Source organism: Rhodopseudomonas sp., from assembly GCF_036404135.1.
Classification (GTDB): Bacteria; Pseudomonadota; Alphaproteobacteria; order Rhizobiales; family Xanthobacteraceae; genus Rhodopseudomonas_A.
The window spans coordinates 1-10,609 of record NZ_DASWPE010000055.1 but is presented as its reverse complement, the minus strand read 5'-3'; the positions used below and the strand labels follow the sequence as shown (position 1 = coordinate 10,609).

13 protein-coding genes are annotated in these 10,609 nt (G+C 65.4%); 5 read left to right on the top strand and 8 right to left on the bottom strand.

Annotation, left to right across the window (positions count from 1 at the left end; translation table 11 throughout):
- Window positions 1-799: 799 nt before the first annotated feature.
- Together pufB and VGC77_RS06385 are read left to right on the top strand one after the other, a co-directional pair.
- Window positions 800-955, top strand: coding sequence for a light-harvesting antenna LH1, beta subunit (gene pufB, locus VGC77_RS06390; protein ID WP_331170737.1), 156 nt, complete (start codon window positions 800-802; stop codon window positions 953-955).
- Window positions 956-969: 14 nt separating this feature from the next.
- Window positions 970-1,152, top strand: a complete 183-nt coding sequence (locus VGC77_RS06385; protein ID WP_331170736.1) for a light-harvesting protein — start codon at window positions 970-972, stop codon at window positions 1,150-1,152.
- Between the two features lie 203 nt (window positions 1,153-1,355).
- Here VGC77_RS06385 and VGC77_RS06380 read toward each other — a convergent pair whose 3' ends face one another.
- From VGC77_RS06380 to VGC77_RS06365, 4 genes are all read right to left on the bottom strand, one after another.
- The gene (locus VGC77_RS06380; RefSeq protein WP_331170735.1) at window positions 1,356-2,021 is read right to left on the bottom strand and encodes a DsbA family protein; all 666 of its coding nucleotides are present in this window, start codon (window positions 2,019-2,021) and stop codon (window positions 1,356-1,358) included.
- A 110-nt stretch (window positions 2,022-2,131) separates the two neighbouring features.
- A complete protein-coding gene (locus VGC77_RS06375) occupies window positions 2,132-2,611 on the bottom strand; it encodes a DUF721 domain-containing protein (protein ID WP_331170734.1) in 480 nt (159 codons plus the stop codon).
- A gap of 41 nt (window positions 2,612-2,652) precedes the next feature.
- Entirely contained in the window at window positions 2,653-2,973 is a 321-nt protein-coding gene (locus tag VGC77_RS06370) for a HigA family addiction module antitoxin (RefSeq protein WP_331170733.1), read from the bottom strand.
- A complete protein-coding gene (locus tag VGC77_RS06365; protein WP_331170732.1) occupies window positions 2,945-3,229 on the bottom strand; it encodes a type II toxin-antitoxin system RelE/ParE family toxin in 285 nt (94 codons plus the stop codon). The genes VGC77_RS06370 and VGC77_RS06365 overlap by 29 nt, the downstream gene beginning before the upstream one ends.
- 72 nt (window positions 3,230-3,301) lie before the next feature.
- On the opposite strand from VGC77_RS06365, the gene mutY reads away from it, so the two are divergent.
- On the top strand, window positions 3,302-4,417 hold the full coding sequence (gene mutY / locus VGC77_RS06360; RefSeq protein ID WP_331170731.1) for an A/G-specific adenine glycosylase: 1,116 nt from the start codon (window positions 3,302-3,304) through the stop codon (window positions 4,415-4,417).
- Here mutY and VGC77_RS06355 read toward each other — a convergent pair.
- The gene (locus VGC77_RS06355; RefSeq protein WP_331170730.1) at window positions 4,407-4,733 is read right to left on the bottom strand and encodes a hypothetical protein; all 327 of its coding nucleotides are present in this window, start codon (window positions 4,731-4,733) and stop codon (window positions 4,407-4,409) included. The genes mutY and VGC77_RS06355 overlap by 11 nt on opposite strands.
- A gap of 162 nt (window positions 4,734-4,895) precedes the next feature.
- Window positions 4,896-6,029 carry a site-specific DNA-methyltransferase gene (locus VGC77_RS06350; RefSeq protein WP_331170729.1) on the bottom strand — a complete coding sequence of 378 codons (1,134 nt, stop codon included), beginning with the start codon at window positions 6,027-6,029 and terminating at the stop codon, window positions 4,896-4,898.
- A 248-nt stretch (window positions 6,030-6,277) separates the two neighbouring features.
- Between VGC77_RS06350 and ypfJ the strand changes: the two genes are divergently transcribed.
- Window positions 6,278-7,204 carry a KPN_02809 family neutral zinc metallopeptidase gene (ypfJ, locus tag VGC77_RS06345; protein WP_331170728.1) on the top strand — a complete coding sequence of 309 codons (927 nt, stop codon included), beginning with the start codon at window positions 6,278-6,280 and terminating at the stop codon, window positions 7,202-7,204.
- 246 nt (window positions 7,205-7,450) lie between these two features.
- Here ypfJ and VGC77_RS06340 read toward each other — a convergent pair whose 3' ends face one another.
- Entirely contained in the window at window positions 7,451-8,374 is a 924-nt protein-coding gene (locus VGC77_RS06340) for a helix-turn-helix domain-containing GNAT family N-acetyltransferase (RefSeq protein ID WP_331170727.1), read from the bottom strand.
- Between the two features lie 68 nt (window positions 8,375-8,442).
- The gene (locus VGC77_RS06335; RefSeq protein ID WP_331170726.1) at window positions 8,443-9,006 is read right to left on the bottom strand and encodes a glycosyl transferase; all 564 of its coding nucleotides are present in this window, start codon (window positions 9,004-9,006) and stop codon (window positions 8,443-8,445) included.
- Window positions 9,007-9,181: 175 nt separating this feature from the next.
- On the opposite strand from VGC77_RS06335, the gene VGC77_RS06330 reads away from it, so the two are divergent.
- Window positions 9,182-10,342, top strand: coding sequence for a PA0069 family radical SAM protein (locus tag VGC77_RS06330; RefSeq protein WP_331170725.1), 1,161 nt, complete (start codon window positions 9,182-9,184; stop codon window positions 10,340-10,342).
- The last annotated feature ends 267 nt before the right edge of the window (window positions 10,343-10,609 follow it).

The window sequence follows — 10,609 nt, the reverse complement described above, 5'->3', positions numbered from 1 at the left end:
TACGAGGCTCTGCCACTTGCTGGTTGGCTGGACGCGGGACAGGTGAACGGCGGGAGATCGCCGGGATCAGTGGTGCGGAGTGCATCGCGCCTGTCCCCGGAAGCACGGTCCCGGGGCCCATAATCGCCGCCGGTGGCGCGCCGCAAGGCGACGCGCGGTGTTTGCGACTTGCCTTCGCATGGCGAGCCGCGACGCCGCGACAACGCTACCCCCGCGCCGCGCGGCGCGTCTCCCCCCTCATTTCGGTGAGGGGCACTTCGCAAAGCTCGGGCGCTCAGCGCCGCGAGATCGCGAGCGGCTATCCCGATTTCGGCTGTTTGAAATCGCGCAAGGCCATTCGGCACGCTGTCACTCCGGCGCCGCCGAACCGCATCGCCGTTGTTAGTCCGCAAAACCCTGTCGCCGCGCGCAGCGCGCGCCCTGCGCTCCGTCGCGTTGGTATCATCCGGACGATCAGACAGAAACCGCCTGCTGCACAGTTGCGGCGCAGCCGATCGTTCTCGCGACGCCGCGCAATTTGGAATTGGGCGAAGCGCAGAACTCGCTTAGTCTCACGACAAATTGAAGTTCGTTGGAGATGAGTTGCGACGGCAGCCGGCCCCATCGAACTTGAATTGATCTCGTGCCGGCGTCGCGTCGCGGCCCGGAGCGATCTGACGGTCGGCGGACCGGCGGATCGGTCGAGACCGTTCAGCGCTACTTGCTGGGATAGGCGAACGTCCGTTCGGCTTGCGGCGATGACAACCCGCGTGCGGGGTGCAGCACGAAACAGCTCGTAGTCATCATTTGGAGAGTGTGCATGGTTGACGACATCAACAAGGTCTGGCCGACGGGGCTGACCATCGCGGAATCGGAAGAAATCCACAAGCATGTGATCGACGGCACCCGCATCTTCGGCGCGGTGGCGATCGTCGCTCACTTCCTGGCGTATGCCTATTCGCCGTGGCTGCATTAAGGGGGAGATGAGACATGGCTAATCAAGCAAGGATCTGGACCGTCGTCAAACCGACCGTCGGTCTGCCGCTGTTTCTCGGCAGCGTCACCGTGATCGCGATCCTGGTACACTACGCGCTGATCACCCACACCACCTGGTTCCCGAAGTACTGGAACGGCAAGGCCGCGTCGATCGAAAGCCCGGTCAACATCAGTTAGTACGACAGCTCAAACGACAGCTGAAACGACTCCTCAGAGCCACTTGCGACGCGCCGGGATCCACGGGTCCCGGCTTCTTCTTGTCCCGCCGGCTTTGTCCATCTGCGGCTTTGTCTCGCTCCGGTTTTTCCCGGCAGCGTTTTTTCCCGCCGGCTTTTCCGCGGCGGCGCCTTCCGCGGGCGGGCTGCGAGGTGCGCTGCGCCTCAGCTCTTCAACAGCGCCTTGATCTTCTTGTCGAACTCCTCGAACGAGGTCTCGCCCTTCACCATCTCGCCGTTGATGAAGAAGGTCGGCGTCGAATTCACCTTCAACACCTCGTTGGCGAATTTCTGGTCGGCGGCGATCTTGTCCAAGAGCGCCTGGTCCTTCAGGCAGGCCTCGACGGCGTCGCCGCTGAGCCCGGCCTGCTTGCCGATCCGCTTCAAGGTCTCGGTGGTGTTCTTCAGTACCCAGTCGGCCTGCTGCTTGAACAGCATGTCGGTGACCGCGAAATATTTCCCGGCGTCGTCCTTGGCGATGCAGCGCGCCAGCATCGAGCCGGCCGCGGCCTTGATGTCCAGCGGGAATTCGCGGAACACATATTTGATCTTGTGGGTGTCGATGTATTCCGCCTTCAATTTCGGAAACACCGTTTCGTTGAAATTGGCGCAATGCGAGCAGGTCATCGAGGCGTATTCGATGATGGTGACGGCGGAGTCCTTGGCGCCGATCGCCATGTCGGGCAACGAGCCCGGCTTGGCGACGTCGGCGGCGGACGGCGCGTCCTGCGCAAACGCCTCGCCGATCAGGCGCAGCGGCGAAAAACCGGCGAGGGCGGCGAGCCCGGTCAACGACAAGGCGGCGGTAAAGGCGCGGCGGCTGATGATCACGTGAAGACACTCCCAATTCGGCGGGGCACGCCGCAACAGAACCGTTGTTCGCTAGCTTGAAACGTCAATTGTGGCAATGGTGGGCTTATGCGGCGAACCCTGGCGCAAACTCACCTTCGCTTGATCGAGGCGCCGAGCCGGGCCAGCGCGCTACGTAGCGCCTCATCCTCAACCGAACCCAAGGTCTGCGCCAGCGCGGCGACGGTTTCGGGATCCGGCCCCGGCGGCGGTTTCGGCTTGCGCCGCCGCGCCAGCGGCGCCTGCCGCAGCGCCAGTTTGGCCACCGCATTCCAGCCGAAAAAGCGGTTGACCCGCTGCAGGATGACGTCGGAGGCGTGCTGGATTTCCAAGGCCATCGGGCCTTCGACCCGCAGGATCAGCGTCGCCGGTTCGGTCTGTTCGCCCTCGACCGGGCGCGGCCATTGGATCCGGATCGGCTCGGCATATTCGGCGACCTCCGGGCCGGCGATCTCGGCCCAGCGCGCCACCAATTCGCGCGAGGCAAAGCCCTGCCGGGCGAAGGCGTCGGAAAACACCCCGCCGAGCAGCACGGACAACGGTTTGGCGGAACTTCGGCCGGGCTTGGACATGGCGCGTTATAGCATTGGCTGGCAGGAAGCGGCAGCGGCGATCACGCGGCGCGGGGCTGAATCGCCTTGAGGTCGCGGCTGATCTCGCGGCGGCGCTGCATCAGGTCGTAATCCATCTGCAGTCCGAGAAAGAACCCCTCGGATAGCCCGAAATAGCGCGCCAGCCGCAGATCGGTGTCGGCGGTGATGTCACGCTTGCCGAGCACGATTTCGTTGATTCGGCGCGGCGCCACATGAACGGCGCGGGCCAGCGCGTTCTGGCTCAGCGCCATCGGCTTCAGGAATTCTTCCAGCAAAATCTCGCCGGGGTGTGGATTCGGCAAAAGCCCGCGCCTAGTCGTGGTAGTCGACGATTTCGACATCGCTCGGCCCCCTTTGATCCCAGACGAAACAAATCCGCCATTGGTCGTTGATGCGGATCGAATGCTGACCCTGCCGGTCGGCCCGCAACGCCTCGAGCCGATTGCCCGGCGGCACCCGCAGATCGCCCAACACCCGGGCCTGGTTGAGAAGGCGAAGTTTTCTCAAGGCCACGCTCTGAATGTCCGACGGCAGCTTGCGACTGCGTTGGCCTGACCAGATCAGTTCGGTTTCCGGATCGGCGAAGCTGACAATCATATTATAACGCGCCGCGTTACGGGCGGCAATGTGCGCACTGGCGCCGGCGCGATTCCGATCCTAGATTGCGGTGTGCCCGCATCGCCAGCCAGAAAAAAAGCCCGCCGCCAGGCTGCCCCGGACTCTGCTTATCCCCGGCTGCTTCTGGCCTGGTATGATCGGCATCGCCGCGCGCTGCCGTGGCGGGCGCGGTCCGGACAGGCCGCCGACCCCTACCGGGTGTGGTTGTCGGAAATCATGCTGCAGCAGACCACGGTGAAGGCGGTCGGGCCGTATTTCGAGAAATTTCTGGCGCGCTGGCCAAGCGTCGCGGCGCTCGGCGCGGCCAGCCAGGACGACGTGCTGCGGATGTGGGCCGGGCTCGGCTATTATTCGCGGGCGCGAAATCTTTACGCCTGCGCGGTCGCGGTTTCGCGCGACCATGGCGGGGTCTTTCCCGACACCGAGGCGGGGTTGCGGGCGCTGCCGGGGATCGGGCCCTACACCGCGGCGGCGATCGCGGCGATCGCGTTCGGCCGCCATTGCATGCCGGTCGATGGCAATATCGAACGCGTGGTGTCGCGGCTGTTCGCGATCGAAGCGGCGTTGCCGCAGGCCAAGCCGAAGATCGCCGCACTGGCGCTGACGCTGGCGGGCGAGGGGCGCGCCGGCGATTCGGCGCAGGCCTTGATGGATCTCGGCGCCACCATCTGCACGCCGAAGAAGCCGGCCTGCGCGCTATGCCCGCTGAACGAGGGATGCGAAGCCCGCGCCCGCGGCGATCAGGAGAGTTTTCCGCGCAAGGCGGCCAAGACCACCGGAGCGCTGCGCCGCGGCGCCGCCTTCGTGGTGACGCGCGGCGACGAACTTCTGGTGCGCAGCCGCGCTGAAAAAGGCCTACTCGGCGGCATGACCGAAGTGCCGGGCTCGGACTGGATCGCCGATCACGACGCCGCCGCCGCACGAAAACAGGCGCCGGTGCTCGCAGCCGTCGCGCGCTGGCGCCGCAAGCCGGGCGTGGTCAACCACGTGTTCACGCATTTTCCGCTCGAACTCGTAGTCTATACCGCGACCGTTCCGGCGCGCAGCAAAGCACCCGACGGCATGCGCTGGGTGAAGATCGCCACCTTGCAGCACGAGGCGTTGCCCAATGTGATGCGCAAGGTGATCGCGCACGGCCTCGGCGATCTCAAGCCGATCAGGCGCTGATGTCGGTGATGAAGCCCGGCTTCTTGTCGGCCTGGCTCTCCGCCGCCTGCTTGATCTTCTCTTTGATCTTGTTCTCGATCGCCTCGCGTTCCTTCGGCGACATGTTCTTCAAGTCGTCCTCGGTGACGCCGACGCTTTTCAGCAGCGCATCGCGGATCTTCTCGGCCGGCGTCATCTTGGCGTAGGCGAGAAACTTCTCTTCCGCGGTTTGCGGCGCGGTCTTCGATTTGGTGAGGCTGCCGTCGTCCTTGGTGAGCCGTGTGCTCGCCGGCGACGGCGCGGTCATGAAGCTGGTCGGACTGATGAAGCCGGACATCGGATACTCGCGACAAGTTGCGTCACGCAGCTCCTCGCAAGAAACGGACCAACGCAAAACGTCATTGCGGGCAATGATTTGTAACAATCGCCGGGCGCCCAAACGCAAACTGCCGGCAGAACTTGCCGGCAGTTTTCGACCCCTGGTGAACGGATTTTCCGGTTAGCTCGCGGCCATCTCGCTGCGGATTTCGGCGCGCAATTCGTCGATCAGCCGCAGCCCCTTGTGGGTCTCGACGTGCCAGAAGGTCCAGCCATTGCAGGCTTCCGAGCCCTGCGCCACCGCGCCGATGCGGTGGATCGAGCCGACCTTGTCGCCGAGCATGATGGCGCCGTCGGCGCGTACCAACGCGCCGTGGCGCTTCTTGGAATCCACCAGCTTGGTGCCGGGCGAAATGATGCCGCGCTCGATCAGTTCGGAGAACGCCACCCGCGGCGCGCTACGCGCCGTCATGAACGGCGCCAGCGTCGCATCCGGCAACGGCTCGATCGCGTCGATTCGCGCGCGGGCCGCGGCGGCGTAGTCGTGATCGCGTTCGAAGCCGATGTAGTGCCGGCCGAGCCGCTTGGCGACCGCGCCGGTGGTGCCGGTGCCGTTGAAGGGATCGAGCACCAGGTCGCCGGGCTTCGACGACGACAACAGCACGCGGGCCAAAAGGCCTTCCGGCTTCTGCGTCGGGTGGATCTTCTTGCCGTCGGCGCCCTTCAGGCGCTCCTCGCCGGTGCACAGCGGGATCAGCCAGTCGGAGCGCGCCTGGACGTCCTCGTTGGCGGCCTTCAGCGCTTCGTAGTTGAAGGTATAGCCCTTGGAATTCTCGTCGCGCGCCGCCCAAATCATGGTCTCGTGCGCGTTGGTGAATCTGCGGCCGCGGAAATTCGGCATCGGATTGGTCTTGCGCCAGACGATGTCGTTGAGCACCCAGAAGCCCAAGTCCTGCATGATGGTGCCGACGCGGAAGATGTTGTGGTAGGAGCCGATCACCCACAGCGTCGCCGTCGGCTTCATGATGCGGCGGCAGGCCAACAGCCAGGCGCGGGTGAAGTTGTCGTAGGCGGCAAAGGAATCGAATTTGTCCCAGTCGTCGGTGACGGCATCGACATGGGATTCGTCGGGGCGCTTGAGATCGCCCTTCAATTGCAGATTGTACGGCGGATCGGCGAACACCAGATCGACCGAACCGGCTGCCATCTTCGACATCTCGGCGACGCAATCGCCAATGACGATCTGCGAACTCGGATGCGACTCGAATTTAGTGCGGGGCGCCCTTGCAGACGCCCCGCGACGCGACACAACCATGACTCAATTACTCTGACTCAGGCGACGCTGTCGGCGACGCGGGACTAAACAACCGACTGACCGTACATTGCCGCGTCGAGGTAAACAGCGGGTTAGCGAACCGCTGCGGATGAGCGCTTCTTGCTAGGCAATATTTGCCCGGCGGGTTAATGCTAACGCGATGGAAATATTGTCGCCGCGCGGCGTTAGGCCTGCGCGCCACCGGATCACTTTGCCCCGCCACCCTATTCGCATGAAGGAAAACCCAGATGCGTTACGATGACTTCCGTCGCAGCGACAATATCGACGACCGCCGCGACGACGAGGGCGGCGGCGGTGGCGGCGGCGGATTTCCGATGGGCGGCGGCGGTCTCGGCATCGGCGCCATCGTGGTGCTCGGCCTGATCGGCTGGGCCACCGGCATCGATCCGCGAATCCTGATCGGCGGCGCCGAAGTGCTGACCGGCGGTCGCGACGCGCCGAGCTACCAGACCGATCGCCGCTCCGCACCGGCCAAGGAGGGCGCGCCGACCGACGAGATGGGCAGCATGATTTCCGGCGTGCTCGGCGAGATCGATGATCGCTGGAGCGAGATCTTCAAGGAAGACGGCAAGAGCTATGTCGGGCCGCGCATCGTGCTGTTTCGGAACGCCACCAATGGCGGTCGCTGCGGCATGGCGCAGGCGGCGATGGGGCCGTTCTATTGTCCGCCGGACAAGCAGATCTTTCTCGACACCGGATTCTTCCGCCAGGTCGAGACGCGTTTCCACGGCTGCTCGGGCAGCGCCTGTAAATTCACCGCGGCCTATATCATCGCGCATGAGGCCGGCCACCATATCCAGAACCTGCTCGGCATCCTGCCGCGGGTGACGCGACTGCAGCAGCAATCGGGCAGCAAGGCCGAAGCCAACGGTCTGCAGGTCCGGGTCGAGCTGCAGGCGGATTGCCTGTCCGGGCTGTGGGTCAACCGCGAATCCAAGAAGCGTCCTAACTTCCTCGAAGAGGGCGATATCGACGCCGCCTTGAAGACCGCCACCGCGATCGGCGACGACACGCTGCAGCGCCAGGCGCAGGGCCGGGTGGTGCCGGATTCCTTCACCCACGGCTCGGCGGAACAGCGCAAGCGCTGGTTCATGACCGGCTATCAGCAGGGCACCGTCGCCGCCTGCAACACCTTTGGCGCCGAGCGGCTGTAGGCGGCGAGGGTGGTCGTTCGTCAGGAGAGAGTTGTCGGGCGGTGGTCGTGAGGGCCGTCATCCTGAGGCGCGAAGCCGCGTCAGCGGCGAGCCTCGAAGGATGACGACGCGAGGGATGACTCTGCGTTGCGCTGAATGAGGAGGGCATGGCCGTCGCCCTTCGAGACGCCTGGCTTCGCCCTTCGGGCGACGCCAAGCTCCTCAGGGTGACGGCTTTGAGCCCGCGCTACTGCGCTATCGCGCCGCCTACAATCGCAGCTCCCAGGTTTCGCCGATCAGGTCCTGGCCGAAGCTGCGGTGCGGCTGGCTCTCGAGCAATTCGAAGCCGGTGTTCTGATAGATCCGGCGCGCAGCGGTGAGATTGCTCTGCGTCCACAGCGTGATCTTGCGATAGCCGCAATGCCGGGCAAAGCCGATCGCCTCCTCGACCAGCCGCCGGCCGAGACCTTGGCCGCGGCCCTGCGGCGTCACCAAGAGCAACCGCAGCTTGGCGACGGCGTCGCTGTCGCGCACCAGAAACACCGAGCCGACCGCCTCGCCGTCGAGCTCGGCGATCCAGCAGCGCTCGCGCGAGGCGTCGAACGACGACAGGAATTTCGCGGCGATCTCGGCCACCAGCGCCTCGAACGAGGCATCGAAGCCGTAGTCGGCGGCATACAGCGCGCCGTGGCTTTGCACCACGAAGCCGATGTCCCCGGGCCGTGGGTTGCGTAGCGTCGCCAGCGGCGCGGCCCCGGGCGTCAGCAGCCGCTCGATGGTCTGCATCGCCGCGACCAGCCGAGACGAGGCACTCCGCGACATCCGCGCCAGCAGCGCTGCGACCTCGGCCTTGGCGGCGCGCTCGAGCGCGGCGAAGGCGGCGCGGCCCTTGGCGGTGAGTCCGAGTCGGAACTGACGACGATCCTCCGGCGACGGCTGCCGGGTGATCAGGCCGTGGTCGTGAAACGATTGCAGCATCCGGCTGAGATAGCCGGGATCGAGCCCGAGCTCGGCGCCGATCTGTTTGGCGGCGGCGGCGTCGCGCTGCGCCAGTTCGTACAGCACCCGCGCCTCCGCCAGCGAATACGGGCTCGCCAGCAGGTGTTGATCGAGCACGCCGAGCTTGCGGGTGTAGAAGCGGTTGAATGCCCGCACCGCCGCGACATCGGGATTGGAAAGGTCGTGCTTCATGACCCGCGCTCCATCCTTGCCATCGTCAAATGGTTACTTGACTTTGGCAAGTACCTTTCGCGTGAGCCTCAGACCAGGACGATGCGGCTGCGCAGCTGGGTGCGGCAGGAGCGGCCGAGCTGCCGCAGCAGCCGCTGCTCGGAACGCCGGGCGTCGTGGCCGCCGATCCGGTCGTAATGATCGCGGGCGATCAGCAGCCCCTGATCGGCCAGCGGGCCGGCGATGGTGCGGACCAGGGCGTTCAAGCCATCGCGCCAGCTGCGCTCCGCGTAGGGCGAGCGGGCGTAGCGGAAGATCCCGGCGCGCGGCCGGCCGCTGTCGGACACCCGCTCGATGAATTGCGAGGTCTCGTCGATCCAGCCGGCATCGAGCACGGCGCCGGCATGCAGGAACATCAGCCACGGCGATCGGGTCTGCCGGGCGCCGGCGGCCAGCGCCGCGGCGCGCGAGCCTTCGAAGGCCAGAAAGTGACAGCCGGCGACGTCGGCCACCCGCTCGATGACTTCGGAGCCGCCGCGATCGACCAGCGTCACCTCGCTCACCACACCGGCGGCGGCGCCGGGCACCAGGGCGGCCAACGTGGCGACCACGGTGCGCTCGATGCCGTCAGTGGGAATGATAACGCTCAGCATTTGGGCGGATCTGACCTCTCGATGAAAAGCGCTGCACCGTTAGCACCTTGCCGCAACGAAATCAGCCGGAATCCGTTGCGCCGCTCGTCAGCAGAAGGTCGGGCGCCGGCGAGATGGGCGCGTGCGTCGTTAACTGTGTTCTTGATTTGTTCTCAAGGCGTGTTATCTTTGCGGCATGAGACGCACAGCAACTGCCCTCAAGCACCCGCCGGTCACGGCGCCCTCCGAGCCGGTGGGTGCGACCCCCGCATTGCCGCAGATCGACGTCGCGATCGACCACGCGCGGCGGCGCGGCCGCGGCGCGCACTCCAACGACAGCAGCCGGTTCGAGCCGGAAGCCCGGGTGGCGTTCGACGACGGCTGGCAGTCGCTCGACGATCTGCCGCCGTTCAAGACAACCGTGGGTCTCGACACTGCGCGAAAAGTGATCACCCGCAACGATTCGCCGGATATCGGCTTCGACCGCTCGATCAATCCCTATCGCGGCTGCGAGCATGGCTGCGTCTATTGCTTCGCGCGGCCGACCCACGCCTATCTCGGGCTGTCGCCGGGGCTGGATTTCGAAACCAAATTGTTCGCCAAGCCGGACGCCCCGGCGCTGCTGGAAAAGGAGCTGGCGGCGTCTGACTACGAGCCGAAGATGATCGCGATCGGCACCAACACTGATCCCTATCAGCCGATCGAACGGGACAGCAAGATCATGCGCGGCATTCTCGAGGTGCTGGAGCGCGCCTCGCATCCGGTCGGCATCGTCACCAAATCGGCGCTGGTGACCCGCGATATCGATATTCTGTCGCGGATGGCCAAGCGCAATCTCGCCAAGGTGGCGCTGTCGGTGACCACGCTCGATCCCAAGCTCGCCCGCAGCATGGAGCCGCGCGCCTCGACTCCGGCCAAGCGGCTGGAGGCGCTGCGGCAATTGTCGGAGGCGGGAATCCCCACCACGGTGATGGTGGCACCGGTGATCCCGGCGTTGAACGACATGGAGATCGAACGGATTCTCGACGCCGCGGCGCATGCCGGAGTCAAGGAGGCGAGCTACGTGCTGCTGCGGTTGCCGCTCGAGGTCCGCGACCTGTTCCGGGAATGGCTGATGGCGAATTATCCCGACCGCTACCGCCACGTCTTCACGCTGATCCGCGAGATGCGGGGCGGCCGCGACTACGATTCGCAATGGGGCACAAGGATGAAGGGCACCGGGCCGATCGCCTGGATGATCGGCCGCAGATTCGAGATCGCCTGCGCCAAGCTCGGGCTGAACAAGAAACGGGTGAAACTGACGACGGACCATTTCGCCAAGCCGAATCGCGCCGGCCAGCAGCTGAGTTTGTTCTAGGCAGTTTGGTGAAAAGTTGCCGGCACTGAGCGTTGTCTCTTCGGCGGGCGGGCAGGGCGAGGGCCTATGACGATGTCCGCTTCGCGGTGTGGAGGGGCGCAATTGAGCGAGCCCCCTCCGCGAGTCGTCCCTGCGTGCGCACTAAGGCATGCACACATCTCTGAGGCTCCATCCTGCGGCGATGGCGGAGAAGCGTTCGAGGCCGTGCTTGAAGGTGATGGGGCCGGGAGGTTTGGACGATGGATAGTCGTCCCAGCCGCCGAGCCG